The 15895-nt window shown below is 60.4% G+C and carries 17 protein-coding genes and 2 tRNA genes; 1 reads left to right on the top strand and 18 read right to left on the bottom strand.

Annotated features, from left to right (window positions below; genetic code table 11):
• Nucleotides 1–278: 278 nt before the first annotated feature.
• The 18 genes from P8014_RS00655 to P8014_RS00570 all read right to left on the bottom strand — a co-directional run bounded on the left by P8014_RS00655 (nucleotide 279) and on the right by P8014_RS00570 (nucleotide 13873).
• The gene (locus P8014_RS00655) at nucleotides 279–971 is read right to left on the bottom strand and encodes a 4'-phosphopantetheinyl transferase superfamily protein (RefSeq protein ID WP_337815371.1); all 693 of its coding nucleotides are present in this window, start codon (nucleotides 969–971) and stop codon (nucleotides 279–281) included.
• Nucleotides 968–1738 (bottom strand): alpha/beta hydrolase, encoded by a 771-nt coding sequence (locus P8014_RS00650; protein WP_337815370.1) that lies wholly within the window; start codon nucleotides 1736–1738, stop codon nucleotides 968–970. The genes P8014_RS00655 and P8014_RS00650 overlap by 4 nt, the downstream gene beginning before the upstream one ends.
• A 276-nt stretch (nucleotides 1739–2014) precedes the next feature.
• On the bottom strand, nucleotides 2015–2611 hold the full coding sequence (locus tag P8014_RS00645; RefSeq protein WP_337815369.1) for a hypothetical protein: 597 nt from the start codon (nucleotides 2609–2611) through the stop codon (nucleotides 2015–2017).
• 549 nt (nucleotides 2612–3160) lie between these two features.
• Complete coding sequence (locus P8014_RS00640) at nucleotides 3161–3793, bottom strand: hypothetical protein (RefSeq protein ID WP_337815368.1); 633 nt, start codon at nucleotides 3791–3793, stop codon at nucleotides 3161–3163.
• 1 nt (nucleotide 3794) lies between these two features.
• Nucleotides 3795–4145, bottom strand: a complete 351-nt coding sequence (locus P8014_RS00635; protein ID WP_337815367.1) for a hypothetical protein — start codon at nucleotides 4143–4145, stop codon at nucleotides 3795–3797.
• Nucleotides 4146–4155: 10 nt separating this feature from the next.
• Nucleotides 4156–4374, bottom strand: coding sequence for an AlpA family transcriptional regulator (locus tag P8014_RS00630; RefSeq protein WP_337815366.1), 219 nt, complete (start codon nucleotides 4372–4374; stop codon nucleotides 4156–4158).
• A 94-nt stretch (nucleotides 4375–4468) separates the two neighbouring features.
• Nucleotides 4469–5464, bottom strand: coding sequence for a hypothetical protein (locus tag P8014_RS00625; RefSeq protein WP_337815365.1), 996 nt, complete (start codon nucleotides 5462–5464; stop codon nucleotides 4469–4471).
• Nucleotides 5461–6702 (bottom strand): integrase arm-type DNA-binding domain-containing protein, encoded by a 1242-nt coding sequence (locus tag P8014_RS00620; RefSeq protein ID WP_337815364.1) that lies wholly within the window; start codon nucleotides 6700–6702, stop codon nucleotides 5461–5463. The genes P8014_RS00625 and P8014_RS00620 overlap by 4 nt, the downstream gene beginning before the upstream one ends.
• A 163-nt stretch (nucleotides 6703–6865) precedes the next feature.
• Nucleotides 6866–6939, bottom strand: a tRNA-Cys gene (locus P8014_RS00615).
• Nucleotides 6940–7026: 87 nt separating this feature from the next.
• A tRNA-Gly gene (locus P8014_RS00610) sits at nucleotides 7027–7102 on the bottom strand.
• Nucleotides 7103–7232: 130 nt separating this feature from the next.
• The gene (gene pgsA / locus P8014_RS00605; protein ID WP_337815363.1) at nucleotides 7233–7778 is read right to left on the bottom strand and encodes a CDP-diacylglycerol--glycerol-3-phosphate 3-phosphatidyltransferase; all 546 of its coding nucleotides are present in this window, start codon (nucleotides 7776–7778) and stop codon (nucleotides 7233–7235) included.
• Nucleotides 7779–8091: 313 nt separating this feature from the next.
• A complete protein-coding gene (gene uvrC / locus P8014_RS00600; protein WP_337815362.1) occupies nucleotides 8092–9930 on the bottom strand; it encodes an excinuclease ABC subunit UvrC in 1839 nt (612 codons plus the stop codon).
• 10 nt (nucleotides 9931–9940) lie between these two features.
• Nucleotides 9941–10615, bottom strand: coding sequence for a uracil-DNA glycosylase (locus P8014_RS00595; protein WP_337815361.1), 675 nt, complete (start codon nucleotides 10613–10615; stop codon nucleotides 9941–9943).
• Nucleotides 10591–11076 carry a CYTH domain-containing protein gene (locus P8014_RS00590; RefSeq protein WP_337815360.1) on the bottom strand — a complete coding sequence of 162 codons (486 nt, stop codon included), beginning with the start codon at nucleotides 11074–11076 and terminating at the stop codon, nucleotides 10591–10593. The genes P8014_RS00595 and P8014_RS00590 overlap by 25 nt, the downstream gene beginning before the upstream one ends.
• Before the next feature lie 81 nt (nucleotides 11077–11157).
• Nucleotides 11158–12129 carry a beta-ketoacyl-ACP synthase III gene (locus P8014_RS00585; protein WP_337815359.1) on the bottom strand — a complete coding sequence of 324 codons (972 nt, stop codon included), beginning with the start codon at nucleotides 12127–12129 and terminating at the stop codon, nucleotides 11158–11160.
• Nucleotides 12126–13145: a phosphate acyltransferase PlsX gene (plsX, locus tag P8014_RS00580; RefSeq protein ID WP_337815358.1), complete on the bottom strand. Its 1020-nt coding sequence runs from the start codon at nucleotides 13143–13145 to the stop codon at nucleotides 12126–12128. Before plsX ends, P8014_RS00585 begins: the two co-directional genes overlap by 4 nt.
• Before the next feature lie 57 nt (nucleotides 13146–13202).
• Entirely contained in the window at nucleotides 13203–13394 is a 192-nt protein-coding gene (gene rpmF / locus P8014_RS00575; RefSeq protein ID WP_337815357.1) for a 50S ribosomal protein L32, read from the bottom strand.
• Nucleotides 13395–13414: 20 nt separating this feature from the next.
• Entirely contained in the window at nucleotides 13415–13873 is a 459-nt protein-coding gene (locus P8014_RS00570; RefSeq protein ID WP_337815356.1) for a YceD family protein, read from the bottom strand.
• 586 nt (nucleotides 13874–14459) lie between these two features.
• Between P8014_RS00570 and P8014_RS00565 the strand changes: the two genes are divergently transcribed.
• A complete protein-coding gene (locus P8014_RS00565; protein WP_337815355.1) occupies nucleotides 14460–15878 on the top strand; it encodes an acetyl-CoA carboxylase biotin carboxylase subunit in 1419 nt (472 codons plus the stop codon).
• Nucleotides 15879–15895: the final 17 nt, after the last annotated feature.

The following is a 15895-nucleotide window of genomic DNA, read 5'->3' as shown; positions in this document are numbered from 1 at the left end:
CAATCGGGTGCTGGCCCGAAGACGGTTGCTGGAGACGTGCGTCTGATGGTTGGATCAAAGAGCAAAACACGCCTGCGGGGGCTCGAAATCGAAGCCAATAGGCCGGCGTCAACGACGATAACGTCGTGGTTCGCGCCACCGTGGACGGATACGTGAGGGGCCAAACACCTCGCCGGCTGAATCAGCAATAAATCAGCGTGTCCCTAGATGAATGGTGACACTGGAGTCGAGCAAGGAAATTTGAATACTCGGCTAGAAATTGGTACTCCAGTTTTGCTCTAGGAATGATCACTGCATATAGTGAAGACGTGATCTCGACATAAACTCCAACGGACGATGAATTCACGATTTTTTCGAAAAATGTGATTCCAATCATGCCGAAGTCTTAGGGTTATTGTTCCCAACGAAAACGCAGCAACACGCGCGGCAGAGAAATCTAAAACCTCTCGAATTATTGGGAATAAAGCCTTGTATAACGCCTCTTTCGCGGAGAAAACAAGAACGCACCTCTCAGTCAGAGGTAGTCTGTCGACAACTGCATATTCACTCCTCCTGGCCACAAGGCGAAAGGCGCTGAGATCTGCCGGTAAATCTCGCATCCAGTGCATGTCGATCCCGAGCACTGGAGTAAAGCTGCTCTTAGCTACAATGGCAATAGCCCCAACGGAAGAATGGCTAATGCTCCCAATCCAGCCTTTCGGCCAAATAGGCAAACGGTCGTCTGCGACCTTGAATAACGCTTGCTCGACCGGGCCACCAAGCTTGAAAAGTGCCTCGGCGGCACAGGCTCGCCCTAAAAGGAAATCGCGTTTTCGTGATTTTGCAAAAGTGTCCGGCGGTTCTGGCGGTAAGAATTGTACAAAGGGAAATGTTTTCCGCTCATCGGACGAATTGTGAAACATGCATTGCATACCAAAGGCGTGCGGCAGATAGAGACTCCTTCTCAGCTCTTCAGAAAAGCTAGTTGTCATTGCGCTACCTGCTTGGCATCAATATCTATCGATCCGCGAAGGTCCGAAAGCCATTGAGATACAAGCGCATGGACGGGCTCAGGCTTGTCAAGGTGAAGCGTGTGTCCTCCGCCATCAAGGGCAGAAAAAGTCATTTTTGGGTAGAGGTCGATGAGCGACAGTGAGTCACTGTATCCCACCATATTGTCCTGCTTGCCGGTCAATACTAATGTCGGACCAGAGTGCCTCATTTTTTTACTTGGTAGGGACAAGGCGTGATTTCCATCGATAGCACCGATAGTATCTGGATTGAAAGCCCGCAATCCAGGCAGTATGTACTCTCGGAACAAAAGCCAATTCTCATACGTAACTGAAGCAGCGGTATGGAGATAGGCGGCCCTGTCCGATCTACTCAATTCGGAGAGGAATTCTGGCCTTTCCCGGTGTTTAGACGCACGAGGGAGGGATCGGCCTGCAGCGTCGTTGATGATCTCCGGGCAGAGCAGGCAAAGTCCAAGCACTTGGTTTTTCATTTCAGTCGCGATAGCGCGTCCGAGCAGGCCACCGAACGAATAGCCAACAATCGCGAATTTCTGCCCCCCAACCAGTTTCTTGATCGCCGCTAAAACGCGCTCAAGGACCGCTTGAGAACCATCGATCCCCTCGCATTTCGAACTTTCGCCCATCCCCGGGAGATCAATATAGATTCGTTTCCAGTTCCCATGATGATCGATGACTGAGTCGAGCGGTAGTAAAGCGCGATGATCCAAAGGAAATCCATGGAGCATGATGATAGGTTGAATGAATTGAAGATAAGGGTACTAAGGTAAACCAGCCCACTTAGAATCGCAGCACACAGAGCAAAGCTAATGATTCCAGCCAGCCAAAAATATTGTTCTAGCTTTCGGTCGCGCTGGATGTCTCTAAGCTCCAGCCGGACTTCTTCGTGATATTCATCCAAATCCATGATTCGAATCCTCCGCAGCTGTCGAATTGGCTGTTTTTATGACGTTGCCCGATGATGACTTATTGTCCAGACATTGGCTTGGCTTTCGCAAACCGCCTCAAGGCTCGAATCCGAAGCGTTCCGCTATCCATGCCACGGATTGCGCTACCAGCGCCTCGTGCTCGGCATGGAGTCGCCAGAACGTCCGCCATTGCATACCCTTGGGCTTCAACCCGTTGCCATTCAGAAAACCGGGCTCCCAGTCCAGGCGCGCGCGTATACATTCGATGCGCCGCGTTAGCCTGTCGTCCAGGCTTTCCCGCTGGCTTTGGTAGGTAAGCCGGTAGCAGTGACGGCACGCGAAGATGCCGCCGCCGTACAGGATCGCCACCCGCCGCCCGCAGTTTGGGCAACGGAACCAAGGGCGCTCACCTCCGTAGTTGCAGGCAGTCCACGTCAGATCGACGGGCAAGGCTTCGTCTCGCCACTCGCCGCCGTGCTCCCTGTGCCGGTAATCGAGCACTACACGTCCCGGTTCGGCTCGCACGTTGATTGATGCCGTGGTTTCACCATTGCGTGACCAGCGCCAGCGGAAAGCCTGCCCAGGTTCTAGCAGGCCCTCACGATGCCAGCGCCGCACATCGATAGCCCGATAATCGTTTGTCGTGTCCGTGGTGCTGGTGTACCAGCGCCGACCGCTACCGTATCCGCCCATAGGTGCTCCGATTTTTATCCGAAATCAATAGGTAAGTTCACTGCTTACGCACTGTTCGCAGGGCGGCATGAGTGAGAAAATATGAATTCGGCAAGTGAGGAAACCCCTTTTATGGGCTCTCAATTCTCTCAATACCCATCGCCAACGCCTAGCCTAGTGCGCGTTAAGGCATCCAAAAACTCGGGCGCACTGGTTATCCACCCCTCGTGCGCGTGATGGCTCAAAAATTCAGGCGCCCTTTTTTATGGGCTCCATAAAACGTCAGAACTTGGGCTTCGCCGGTAGCATGAAATCGATGCCACAGCTTCTAAGCTCTGCCTCGATGCTCAAACGGACAAACTCGCTAAAGTTCCGGTGCTTGTGGTACTTACCCTGCCTGAACAGTTCGTCCACCCGGCCCATTGTCTAGGCGTCGATTGAGATTGACAGCCTGTATGGCTTCCTTTGAAAGCGTCTCGGATTGCGGTTCATGGCTTAGCCGCCTGTACTGCCAGACGCCGCTGTGCGAGCGACACAAGCCGTTCGGTCAGTTGTTCGTCGCCGAATGTCCTACGCGCCACCTCGCCGCGTGTAAGCGTGATTCCGTGCGCTCCCAGCATAAAGCCGCCACATCGTCCACATGCGCCGCATCGGGCGTAATGAAGCGTCAGGGCACTGCGTTTGGCTTTCTGTTTGAGCGTGAAGCCACCGCATGAGCATGAAGTGCTCATGCGGCAATTTCTCGATGGTAGGCAAGCGCGACGGTCGCCAGACAGAACCGGAATTGTGAGTCGTCGTATGGTGAGCAGCACCGACGGAGGTGAAAGAAAACACCGAGTTATTTTTAGGCGTACAAGTCATGGATTCCTTCGGCGCATTGTTACAGTCGCGCAGCGTGATCGCTTCATTCGTCAGTGCGTACTCGCTCGCGTTGCGGGTTTTCTGACTGAACGTCCCTGGCTTGAGCAGGCGGACGAATCCGCGATCCAGCAATTCGTCGCGTGCCTTCTCAGCCTTGCACCGTCCAACGTCCAACCGTCGCATGATCTCGCGGGTGCTCAGGTAGATGCGATTCTCGCGCCCGGCATAGAGCAACCGAAATTCGACCAATAGAGCGCGCGCCTCACAGCATAGCGATTGATACGCGTCTGTATCCCGTTCCCACTGGTGGATGCGTGCGTGTCGCTGGCCTCTGGTAGCCACGTCACGCCCCCTTGCTGTTCAGCGTGGCGAGCAAGGCTTGTGCTCGTGCCCGTTCGGGCGACAGTAGCCTATAGCGACATACGCGGGTGGGCGCGCCTTCGTAGCCTGCTACGGTCTCCATCTCCCGGTAGACGCTGATTCCGTAGTCGCGTTGGATGCTGGCAACGGTGGTATGTAGGCAGTGGTCGTGCAAAGCGCGTTCGGCCTCGAAGCGATTGAATGACCGCCCAGTTGCCAGTGCCCGCAACACACGGTGAATCTTGCGCGGACGGACGGTAGAATCGGCTTTGCTCGTTTCGTCATGGCCCGCTTGCCCGACTGCCATCGGGGGTGGGCTTTTCTTTGTCTCCATGATCACCCCCTTACGCCGCGTTGCCAGTGGCTTGGGTAACGCGCTCAGCGATCCAGGCATCTATCGAGGATTCAGGCCACGCGACGGCACGCGGGCCGATGCTCACGCTACGCGGGAAAGTTCCCGCCGCCATGTCGGCATATATCGCGGTTCGGCCACGGCCTGTGCGGCGCATGACCTCGGGCAAGCGAATAAGGCTTTCGGGCTTTGTGTGCTGCAATGTTGGCATGTTCGATGGCCTCCGTGTTTGTGCAAGGCCATCGTGCCGTGTCCGATACTGGGGACGTGCCAACTGGCAAACCTCGTTGCCACTGGCAAGTAGGTTATCCGTCGAGCAACTTTAGCCCCTTGGATATTCGATCCCGTACGCTGCTCTTACCCAAGCCGTTCACCCGAGCATCCTGTAACGCATCTAAGGTTTCTTGTACTAGGGAAGCTATCTGGGAGGCATTAGGTTTCTGACCATGCTGAAATCGATCGGATCTTTTAGATAAAGCCAAAGCCAAACACCCAATTAACCTCAAATTCTGGTTGTGCTCGCGTTCGGTCAGTGGAGATTTAGTACGAATAGCGTTTTCTAGTTCCCTCAAAGCCGCCATCCTGACGACTATAACGCCATCACTCGGCAAACCGCCCGCGGGATGAAATCGATTATTTCTGATTGAATCCAACGACTCGCGTCCCTCAAGAATGGCGCGGCGATCTTCTCTGAGCTGTTCAAACTCTTCTCTGATCTGTTCAAGCTCTTCTTTGCGCGGTTCAAGATCAATGAACTGCTCCTGTAACTGACAAACTCGTCCGGCCTCATCCTCAACAAAAGCACCGTCCAGGGATTCTAGGGTTACTTCTGGACCTCCAGTTATTGACTGGTAGTAATGCTCAACATCAAGTTGCTCACCACCGATCATCGGCAGATCCCACACCCCAGAAATAGGCTTTACCTCGTCGGATAATGTGAGATAGCGATCTTCATCAATCCGTATACTCGCCAACATCTTGAGCTTGCGACCTTTTGCGTGCTCAGAGCTTTCTTCAAGCAACCCCATCTCTTCCAGTAGGCTGCGAGGAACTTGCCGCCAATTCAAATCCTCGGGATATGTGCCAGCTTCGATGCGCGCTTTCAGATCATTCCAAGCATACGTCGCTACTACTCCACATCGCGCATACGCATGGTTCACAAACTGAACCGATAGGCGCAAACGTCCATCCAGTCCCAATCGAAGGACGTCGGCTTCAGTGACGGGCTCACCGAACAATATCGACAAATACTCGGCGGCTTTGGGCAGCGTCAACCAGTCCATTAGCTCAGCTAGTCTCATGCGCCAGCCCTCAAAGCAACGACGTTACTACCGGCCTTGATCTGGTCCAGATAATCCGCCCACGCTTGCATCATCTTCCGCCGCTCGGGCAGGTGTGCCGTGCGGTTGTAGGCACGGCCGTTCGGATCTCGTACCGCATGCGCTAGCTGGTGCTCGATGAAGTCGGGCCGAAAGCCCAGCACCTCATCCAGAATCGTTCTAGCCGCCGCACGGAAGCCGTGGCCGCTCATTTCGTCTTTGGGGATACCCAGGCGGCGCATGGCGGCGTTAACGGTGTTCTCGGACATTGGACGGTCGCCGCGCGGGTTTCTGGCGCTGGGGAACACGTACTGCCCGCGTCCGGTCAGCGGCTCAAGCTCGCGCAGTATTGCCACGGCTTGCGTAGACAACGGCACAATGTGCTGCGTGTTGGTCTTGGTGACGATGTAGCGCCATTCGGCTGCGTCCAGATCAATATCGGCCCACTGAGCCTGCCGCAGCTCGCCAGGGCGCACGAACACCAGCGGGGCTACCCGAAGGGCGCAGCGCACGGTTAGCGTGCCTTCGTAGCCGTCCATGATGCGCAACAACTCGGCCAGTCGGTCAGGATCAGTGACGGCGGCGAAGTGCTCGGCCCGATAGGATGACAGTGCGCCGCGCAGATCCGGCGTAGGATCGCGCTGTGTGCGCCCTGTCGCCACGGCATAGCGGAATATCTGCCCGCAGTCGCCCAGGGCTCTGTGAGCGGTCTGTATCGCCCCTCTCGCCTCGATCCTGCGCAATGCTTGGAGAAGTTCCGGCGGCGTGACTTCGGACACTGGGCGTCCGCCGATCCAGGGGAAAATATCGCGCTCCTGCCGCCGCAGTATGCGCTCGGCATGTTCGGGGTTTAGCGTGGCCGAATGCTTATCGTGCCACTCCCGTGCAATCACTTCGTAGCTGTTAGCCGCGCGGTCTGTCTTTGCAGCTTTCACGGCTTTGCGGTGCTCGCCAGGGTCTACGCCTTCGGCCAGCAGCGTACGGGCTTCGTCGCGGCGTGCTCGGGCGGCCTTCAGCGTTATGTCAGGATAAACGCCGAGTGACAGGCGCTTTTGCTTTCCCTCGAATCGGTACTTGAAGCGCCACCACTTGCCACCACTTGGGGCCACCTCAAGATACAGACCGCCAGAATCCCCCATCTTGTAGGGCTTGGTGGTCTCTTTCCCTTGCGGAGTAAGGCCGGGCTTGGCGTTGCGAATCTGCGTATCGGATAGCGGCATGGGGCCATCTCCCTACAGCAGCGGGTGACGTGGCCCCGATGTTGGCCCCAGTTGGCCCCGGTTGTCAACGGTTGCCCCCGGACTACTGCGGACACTACAGACACAAAAAAGCCCGCTTTAATGCGGGCTTGCGGACTTTTTCGGATCTTGACGATCTAGCTTATGGAGGCTGAGGTCGGAATCGAACCGGCGTACACGGCTTTGCAGGCCGCTGCATAACCACTCTGCCACTCAGCCTTAGGGAGGGCAAAAACGGGCGTGGATCATAACATGATCGGACCCGACACGAAAAACCCCGGATTTACCGGGGCTTTTTGAAGAATCTGGAGCGGGAAACGAGACTCGAACTCGCGACCCCAACCTTGGCAAGGTTGTGCTCTACCAACTGAGCTATTCCCGCTTTCAGGCCGGAAATTCTATTAAGCGAGGCCAAGACTGTCAACTACCTGTCATCCTCGTCCGGCGACCTGCCCTCAACTGCGACAGGCCGCGCAAGATATACGATTGCGTTGCATCGGTCAAGCCGTGGATCAGACCTTGAAGGCCGCGCCGAGGTACTTGAACATGGACACCAGCGTCAACACCGCCGCAAGGTACAGCAATACCATGCCGATCGGCTGAGGATCGATGCCGAACACCGTCTCCTTATACAGCAGCAACACCAGGGCCACCATCTGCGTAACGGTCTTGAGCTTGCCGATGAAGGCGACCGCCACCTTACCGCGCTGCCCCACCTCGGCCATCCACTCGCGGAGCGCCGAAATGGTAATCTCGCGACCGATGATGATGACCGAGGCAATCGTCAGCCACGGCGAAGCGTAGGCCTGCGTCAGCATCACCAGCGCCGCCGCGACCATCAGCTTGTCGGCCACCGGATCGAGAAAGGCGCCGAAGCGCGACGTTTGGTTGAGCCTGCGCGCCAGATAGCCGTCCGCCCAGTCGGTCAGCGCCGCTAGCGTGAAGATCAGTGCGCTGATCGGCGGAGCCCAGTGCCACGGCACGTAGAATACTCCGATGAATACCGGGATCAGCACGATCCGCAGCCAGGTAAGCACGATAGGCAGATTAAGAGGCATTTCTCGGTCCGTTTTGCACAAATGACACCGGCGGGGAACCGCGAACGCTATCCGCCTACTGTCGATCCAATCCTTTGGAAGCTACCACGTGCGCAGAAACTGCGCATCAATCCGTCGACCAATCCACGGCGGCGCCGATCCTTTACTACCACAAGCCGCGAATCACACGCCGCGAAATCAGCCTTGGGACACGCTGATCAAATGGCTACGCGGGCGATTTGCTACGCGCCGCTCGCTCCTTCGCTATCCACTCGATATGCCTCACTCGCTCGCCGCGTGCACCTTGCAGCGCATCCCTTGGGCCTTCGCTATGCTAACCGTTGGTATGCAGGTAGGCGTAAACCTGCTCGGCAAGCCTACGGCTGATGCCCGGCACCTTGGACAACTCTTCCACACCCGCACGAGACACCCCGCGCAAGCCGCCGAAATGTTTGAGCAGCACTTGCCTCCGCTTGGGCCCAAGCCCGGGCACGGCCTGCAGCGGCGAGTCGGTACGCGCCTTGGCGCGGCGCTGACGATGGCCGGTGATGGCGAAGCGGTGCGCCTCGTCGCGAATCTGCTGCACCAGGTGCAGGGCCGGCGAGTTGTGCGGCAAACGGCGCGTACCTTCTCCGCCGCTCATGGTCAGCGTATCGAGTTCCGGCCGCCGACCCTCGCCCTTGGTAACGCCCACGATCATGACCTGATCGAGCTGCAGTTCGGCCAGCACGCGCTCGGCCTCGGCCACCTGCCCGCGCCCGCCGTCGATGAGCAGTACGTCTGGTAGCGCGGCATCGTTTTCCTTCAGCCGCGTGTAGCGCCGCGTCAGCGCCTGATGCATGGCGGCGTAATCGTCGCCCGGCGTGATGCCCTCGATGTTGAAGCGCCGGTAGTCGGACTTGAGCGGCCCCTCGCTGCCGAACACCACGCAGGAGGCCACCGCGGCCTCGCCGCGCGTGTGACTGATGTCGAAACACTCCAGCCGCGCAGGCGGTGCATCCAGCTCCAGGGCCTCCTGCAGCGCCTCCAGCCGCTGCGTCACCCCTGCCCGCGACGCGCTGCGTGCCTGCAATGCCTCCAGGGCATTGCGCTCGGCGAGCTTGAGCCAGCGGGCGCGCTCGCCGCGCACAGCGCTGGTCAGCGCCACACGGCGGCCAGCCTGCTCGCCCAGCATCTCGGCGACCAGCTCCTGTTCGGCCGGTGCGTGGCTGAGGATGATCTCGGACGGCGGCTCGCGTTCGAGGTAGTACTGACCGAGAAACGCCTGCATGATCTCGTCCGCCGGCATGTCGTCCGGTACGCGCGGGAACAGGCTCTTGTTGCCCAGATTGCGACCGCCGCGGATGAAGAACACCTGGACGCAGGCCGCACCGCCCTCCAGGGCCAGCGCCACGATGTCGAGATCGCGATCGCCGCTGCCGCTGACGTACTGCCGCTCGCTGATCTGGCGCAGCGCCTCGATCTGATCGCGCAGCTGCGCCGCGCGCTCGTATTCGAGCCGCTCGGCGGCCTGTTCCATGTCCTTGACCAGATCGCCGATGACGGCGTCCGAGCGCCCTTCCAGGAACCGCACCGCACGCTGGATGTCGGCGCGGTAGCCCGCCGAGTCGATGTAGCCCACGCAGGGTGCCGTACAGCGCTTTATCTGGTACTGCAGGCAGGGCCGCGAGCGGTTGGCGAAAAAACTGTCCTCGCATTGGCGCACACGGAACAGGCGCTGCAGCAGGTTGAGCGTCTCGCGTACCGCCCCGGCCGAGGGATAGGGGCCGAAGTAGCGCCCCGGCTGCTTGCGGCTGCCACGATGGAAGGCGATGCGCGGGAAACGGTCCTCGGTGGACACGTAGATATAGGGGTAGCTCTTGTCGTCACGCAGCAGCACGTTGTAGCGCGGCCGATGCGCCTTGATCAGGTTGTTCTCCAGGATCAGCGCTTCGGCTTCGGTGTTGGTCACCGTGAATTCGACCGCGGCGATCTGCTGCACCATCGAGCGGATGCGCGGGCTGGAGACGTTCTTGCGGAAATAGCTCGAGACGCGCTTCTTGAGATCCTTGGCCTTGCCGACGTAAAGAATCACGCCGCCGACGTCGAGCATGCGGTAGACGCCCGGCCGGTGAGTCAGCGTCTTGAGGAACGGCGCGGGCTCGAAGCCGCTGGGCAGGCGTTCGGCAGCCATCGGCGCAGGCTCAGTCCGTATGCGCCCCGTCCACCCACTCCCGTGCGCGGGCGATCACAGCATCGAACATCGCCTCGGTCAAACGCCCCGTCTGGGTGTTGTAGCGACTGCAGTGATAGGAGGCCAGCAGGCGGCGCGCGCGCGGCAGTTCGAATTCGGCGGCATGCGCGAAAGGACGGTCGGCCTGGCGCAGCCCCAGCGCGCGGATCACGGCCTTATGCGCGATGCCACCGAGGCTGAGCACGACGGCGCCATCAGGCAGTCCTTCGAGTTCAGCGCCCAGATAGTCGTTGCAGGCGTTGACCTCGGCGCCGACCGGCTTATTTTCGGGCGGCAGGCACTTGACCGCGTTGGTGATGCGGCAGTCGCTCAGTACCTGTCCGTCGTCACGGCCGCTCACCTCGGGCTTGGCCGCGAAGCCGTAGCGATGCAGCGTGCGGTACAGCAGAATGCCGGCGTGATCGCCGGTAAACGGCCGGCCGGTGGCGTTGGCACCATGCATGCCGGGCGCCAGACCGACGATGAGCAACCGCGCCTGCGGATCACCGAACGGCGCCACCGGCCGGCAGTGGTATTCGGGGTACTTGCTCTTGACGCTGTCCAGAAAGGCGCTCAGCCGCGGACAGCGCCGGCACTGCGGATCGAATGAGGGTACTGCACTCACTTGCGCTCCTCCTCGTTCCATTGACTGTAGGGATGCTCCACCAGGCAGACGTTGTAGTAACGCGGCTCGTGCGAGACTTCCTCACCCAGCCAGACCGGCCGCTCGAAGTCCTCCTCCGGCGTCTTCAGCTCGATTTCGGCGACCACCAATCCCTCGTTGTCGCCCTCGAACACGTCGACCTCCCAGCAATGACCAGCGTACTCGACCCAGTGCCGCGTCTTCTCGATCAGCGGTTTGTGGCACAGCCGGTCGAGCATTTCATGAGCATCCGGCAGCGGAATCGGGTATTCGTATTCCAGGCGCTCGATGCCCAGCGTCGCGCTCTTGACGTTCAGATAGGCGTCCTGCTCGGAGACGCGCACGCGCACGGAACTGGTTTCGGCCCGGCCGAGATAGCCCTGACGATAGTGCATGCTGCGGTAGGCCACGCCTTTCCAGGCATCCGACGCGACCAGGAATTTACGCTCGATCTCGCTTGCCATACGGGTATCCGTCCATCGGGGATGAGGGCTGCACGATAGTGGCGGAAAATTTCTCCGGAGCAGAGGTGCGAAGCCGGGATCTCAGAAGCGCAGTATGGCCGAGCCCCAGGTAAAACCACCGCCGAAGGCTTCCATGAGCACGGTTTCGCCGCGCTTGATACGGCCGTCGCGCACCGCCGCGTCCAGCGCGAGCGGAACCGAGGCGGCCGAAGTATTGCCGTGCTGGTCGACGGTGACCACCACCCGCTCCATGCTCATGCCCAGTTTGCGGGCGGTAGCCTGAATGATGCGGATATTCGCCTGATGCGGCACCAACCAGTCCACGTCGGACTTCTTCATGCCGTTGGCGCGCAGCGTCTCGTCGACGATGCGGCCCAGCGTGTTGACCGCGACGCGGAACACCTCGTTGCCGCGCATGCGCACCTTGGCCTCGCCCGCCTCGACCCTGTCGAGGCCGTCGGACACGCCGTAGGGCACGTGCAGCAGTTTCTCGTAGCGCCCATCCGCATGCAGATGCGTCGACAGTATGCCCGGCTCGTCGCTGGCTTCCAGGATGACCGCGCCGGCGCCGTCGCCGAACAGCACGCAGGTACCGCGGTCGGTCCAGTCGATGATGCGCGAAAACGACTCCGCGCCGATCACCAGCGCGCGGCGCGCCGTGCCGTTGCGGATGAACTGGTCGGCCACGCTCAGCGCGTAGACGAAACCGGTACACACCGCCTGTATATCGAAGGCCGGACAACCCTGCACGCCAAGTCGAGCCTGCAGCAGACAGGCGGTGCTGGGGAAAATGCGATCGGGCGTGGTCGTGGCGACGATGATCAGGTCGAGGTCCTGGGCACTGCGCCCGGCCATCTCCAGGGCGCGGCGCGCCGCCGCCTCGGCCAGGTCGCAAGTGGTCTCATCCTCGGCGACGATGTGGCGCTTTCTGATGCCGGTGCGCTCCGTGATCCACTCGTCGGAAGTGTCTACCATGCGCTCCAGATCCCGATTGCTCAGGACGTGCTCGGGCAGATAGCTTCCCGTGCCGGCGATCCTCGAGTACACCCTCATGAGATACGCCGCGCCGACAGCAGGGATTCGAGCTGTCTGTCGATGCGCTGCGGAATGGCCTCTTCCACTTCCAGACGCGCCACGTCGATGGCGTTGCGCAAGGCGACCGAGTCGGACGAACCGTGGCTCTTCACTACGATGCCGCCGAGTCCCAGGAAACTCGCCCCGTTGTACTTGCGCGGGTCGATGCGCCGTCGCAGCGCATGCAACACGGGCATGGCAAAGGCAGCGGAAATTCGAGTCAGCAGACTGCGCGAGAACTCCTCACGCAGGAAATGCGCGATGGTCTTGGACACCCCTTCCATGGTCTTGAGGGCCACGTTGCCGGCAAAGCCGTCGCACACCACCACTTCGACCTCGCTGAGGAAGACGTCGTCGCCCTCGACAAAGCCGACATAATTCAAGCCGCTGGCTTCGAGCAGCTTGGCCGCGCCCTTCACCTGATCGTTGCCCTTGATGTCCTCCTGCCCGATGTTGAGCAGGCCCACCTTGGGCTGCGGATGATGCTCTGCAGCGGCCACCAGCACCGAACCCATGACGGCGAACTGGTACAGCTGATCGGAAGAGCAATCCACGTTGGCACCGAGATCAAGCATGTAGGTATGCCCGTTGACCGTCGGAATACGCGCGCAAATCGCCGGCCTGTCGATGCCCGGCAGCGTCTTGAGCACGTACTTGGCGGTGGCCATCAACGCGCCGGTGTTGCCGGCGCTCACGCAGGCCTTGGCCTCGCCACTCTTGACCAAGTTCACGCCCACGCGCATGGACGAATCCTTCTTCATGCGTAGCGCCTGTGCCGGAGGCTCGTCCATTTCCACCGTCTGAGTCGTGTGGTGAACGCTCAGACGCGAGTCCTTGTCCGCGCCGAGCTTCTCCAGCTCGGCGCGGACCTGGGCTTCGTCGCCGACCAGGATGAGGCTCAGGTCATCGTGGCTACGCACCGCCTCAACCGCCGCCGGAACGGTAACGGAGACGCCGATATCGCCACCCATCGCATCAAGTGCGATCGTAATCATGGACGCCTCTCAGACTGGTATGCCGGAACGCAATTCACGTTCCTGCGCCTCCAGCACCTATTCCTCGGAAACGCTTTCTTCGGTCTTGACAACCTGACGACCGCGGTAAAAACCGTCGGGCGTGATGTGGTGGCGCAGATGCGTTTCGCCGCTGGTCGGATCCACCGACAGCGTGGGCGCCTTGAGCGCATCGTGCGAACGACGCATGTCACGGCGCGAACGGGTCTTGCGGCGTTGCTGAACAGCCATGGCTCTACTCTCCGATACTTCTAGTGTTTCAGGTTTTTCAGAATATCAAACGGATTATCCGTCTGCGTTTCGATCGCGCCCTCGTCGCTGTCCGGCTCCAGCCAGCGTACCGCCTCGGGCTCACACTGCTCGACTGCGGCGTGCCGCGGTATCAACGGCAACGCCAGCAGCAATTCGTCCTCCACCACGTCCTTCAGATAAACGCCATCCGTGCCCGCCTGCAGCACGTCGTCGCTCTCGGTCGCGGTCTCCAGTTGCACGTCCACGAGCCGCAGCACGGTTTCGCCTTCGACGTGCTCGCGCAACGGCCCAAGACAGCGCTCGCAGCGCAGTACCAGTTCCGCACGATATTTCAGACGCAGCTTGCGCTTGCGGTCCGTATCGCGATAGAAAGTGAACTCGCACTCGGCCTCGCCGTCCGTTTCCATCAGCGAAGCCGCCAGCCGCTCCATCCCGGTCAGGGGAATATTTCCCTGCATGGACCATCCCCGATCGGCCGCCTTGAGCGGGTCGAGGCGCAATGGCAATTCACCGGACATAAGCGGCTAATTTTATGTGTGAAAGGCAAATGATGTCAAAGATTCTGCGCCGCCTCCCCAGTCTGACGGGCAGTTGCCCCACCCCCGGGCTCGGGCTACCCTTGCAGCGAACCCAAAGTCCGCCCGACGCGGCGCAGTCGCAGGCAGCGCGTGCAAGCACCCGCAAAGATGCTGCACCACGCGTAAGAAAGCGTCGTGCACGCCCTTTTGTGACGGTATTCCGGCAGCCGACCGGACCCGGCCAGGCTCTGTTCACGCAAGTGCGCGACGCGCTGTTGCGTCCGCCTGAGTGCCCATCAAAGCGCGAGGAGAGAATTTTGGTCACTCCAAATGAACGACGAGCAACACCGAGTGGCGCTCAGGCGGACACAACCCGAAGAGCCGAGCCGCTTTTCGCGTCCCACGACGTCGCCCCTCGCTTATGTAGCTCTGCTACACCACGCCCGCGACACCTGGCGGGCTACGAAATGCGGCTCCGGCAGCACACCGCGCAATCGTGGGAACAAACCTCAATACAAGAGCGGGCATGATCAGGAAGATACTCATCGCCAATCGCGGCGAGATTGCCGTGCGCATCATTCGCGCCTGCGCGGAACTCGATATTACCTCCGTCGCCGTCTATACCGACGCCGACCGCCATGGCCTGCACGTCAAGAAGGCCGACGAGGCCTATTACATCGGCCCCGACAGTCAGGCCGGCTATCTGAACGTGCACCGCATGGTCAACCTCGCTCGAGCGGCCGGTTGCGACGCCATACATCCGGGCTACGGCTTCCTGTCGGAAAACCAGGAACTGGCGCGCCGCTGCGAACAGACCGGCATACGCTTCATCGGACCCAGCGGCGACGTGATCGAACGCATGGGCGACAAGCTCGCCGCGCGCGCGGCGATGATCGAGGCCGGCGTCCCCGTGGTACCCGGCAGCGAGGGCAATCTGCGCGACGTCGACGAGGCCCTGCTGCTGGCCGAGAAAATCGGCTACCCGGTCATGCTCAAGGCCACCACCGGCGGCGGCGGGCGCGGCATACGCCGCTGCGACAGCGCCGCCGAGCTGCGCCGCAACTACGAACGCGTACTGTCCGAGGCGACCAAGGCCTTCGGTTCAGCCGAGATCTTCATGGAAAAGGCCGTGGTCGATCCGCGCCACATCGAGGTCCAGGTACTGGCGGACACGCACGGCAACGTGGTACACTTGTTCGAGCGCGACTGCTCCATCCAGCGCCGCCACCAGAAGCTGCTGGAAATCGCCCCCTCGCCGCAGCTCGACGACGCGCAGCGCGCCGAAATCGGCGAACTCGCGGTGCGTGCCGCGCAGGCAGTAGGCTACACCAACGCCGGCACGGTCGAATTCCTGCTCGACGCCGACGAACATTTCTACTTCATGGAAATGAACACCCGCCTGCAGGTCGAACATCCGGTGACCGAAATGATCACCGGCATCGATCTGGTGCAGCAGCAGATCCGCATCGCCGGCGGCGAGCCGCTGCCCTTCGCGCAGCAGGACATCACCCGCCGCGGTTTCGCCATGGAGTTCCGCATCAACGCCGAAGATCCGCAGAACGACTTTCTGCCGAGCTTCGGCCGCATCACTCGCTACTTCGCCGCCGGCGGCCCCGGCGTACGTATCGACGGCGCGGTCTACACCGGCTATACGATTCCACCGCACTACGACTCGATGCTGGCTAAGCTGATCGTCTGGGGGCTGGACTGGGACTCGCTGGTGCGCCGCGGCCGGCGCGCGCTGCAGGACATCGCCGTCTACGGCGTCAAGACCACCATTCCCTATCACGAGCAGATACTGAACACGCCGGACTTCATCGCCGCCGACTTCAACACCGGCTTCGTTGAAGCCCACCCGGAACTGACCGCCTACTCGCTCAAACGCTCCTCCTCGGACGTTGCGGCGGTCATCGCCGCGACGCTCGCCGCGCATCGCGGTCTTTAAGCCCGAATCAATTCAGG

It is taken from the genome of Acidihalobacter sp., assembly GCF_037381185.1.
Lineage (GTDB): Bacteria > Pseudomonadota > Gammaproteobacteria > DSM-5130 > Acidihalobacteraceae > Acidihalobacter_A.
The sequence above is the reverse complement of the archived record's forward strand: the minus strand, read 5'-3'. Positions and strand labels throughout refer to the sequence as shown.

Bases quoted from the DNA above. Each gene is read 5' to 3' on its own strand.
- P8014_RS00655 (WP_337815371.1), bottom strand. From the start codon at position 971: ATGACAACTAGCTTTTCTGAAGAGCTGAGAAGGAGTCTCTATCTGCCG.
- P8014_RS00650 (WP_337815370.1), bottom strand. From the start codon at position 1,738: ATGCTCCATGGATTTCCTTTGGATCATCGCGCTTTACTACCGCTCGAC.
- P8014_RS00645 (WP_337815369.1), bottom strand. From the start codon at position 2,611: ATGGGCGGATACGGTAGCGGTCGGCGCTGGTACACCAGCACCACGGAC.
- P8014_RS00635 (WP_337815367.1), bottom strand. From the start codon at position 4,145: ATGGAGACAAAGAAAAGCCCACCCCCGATGGCAGTCGGGCAAGCGGGC.
- P8014_RS00630 (WP_337815366.1), bottom strand. From the start codon at position 4,374: ATGCCAACATTGCAGCACACAAAGCCCGAAAGCCTTATTCGCTTGCCC.
- P8014_RS00625 (WP_337815365.1), bottom strand. From the start codon at position 5,464: ATGAGACTAGCTGAGCTAATGGACTGGTTGACGCTGCCCAAAGCCGCC.
- P8014_RS00620 (WP_337815364.1), bottom strand. From the start codon at position 6,702: ATGCCGCTATCCGATACGCAGATTCGCAACGCCAAGCCCGGCCTTACT.
- pgsA (WP_337815363.1), bottom strand. From the start codon at position 7,778: ATGCCTCTTAATCTGCCTATCGTGCTTACCTGGCTGCGGATCGTGCTG.
- uvrC (WP_337815362.1), bottom strand. From the start codon at position 9,930: ATGGCTGCCGAACGCCTGCCCAGCGGCTTCGAGCCCGCGCCGTTCCTC.
- P8014_RS00595 (WP_337815361.1), bottom strand. From the start codon at position 10,615: ATGGAACGAGGAGGAGCGCAAGTGAGTGCAGTACCCTCATTCGATCCG.
- P8014_RS00590 (WP_337815360.1), bottom strand. From the start codon at position 11,076: ATGGCAAGCGAGATCGAGCGTAAATTCCTGGTCGCGTCGGATGCCTGG.
- P8014_RS00585 (WP_337815359.1), bottom strand. From the start codon at position 12,129: ATGAGGGTGTACTCGAGGATCGCCGGCACGGGAAGCTATCTGCCCGAG.
- plsX (WP_337815358.1), bottom strand. From the start codon at position 13,145: ATGATTACGATCGCACTTGATGCGATGGGTGGCGATATCGGCGTCTCC.
- rpmF (WP_337815357.1), bottom strand. From the start codon at position 13,394: ATGGCTGTTCAGCAACGCCGCAAGACCCGTTCGCGCCGTGACATGCGT.
- P8014_RS00570 (WP_337815356.1), bottom strand. From the start codon at position 13,873: ATGCAGGGAAATATTCCCCTGACCGGGATGGAGCGGCTGGCGGCTTCG.
- P8014_RS00565 (WP_337815355.1), top strand. From the start codon at position 14,460: ATGATCAGGAAGATACTCATCGCCAATCGCGGCGAGATTGCCGTGCGC.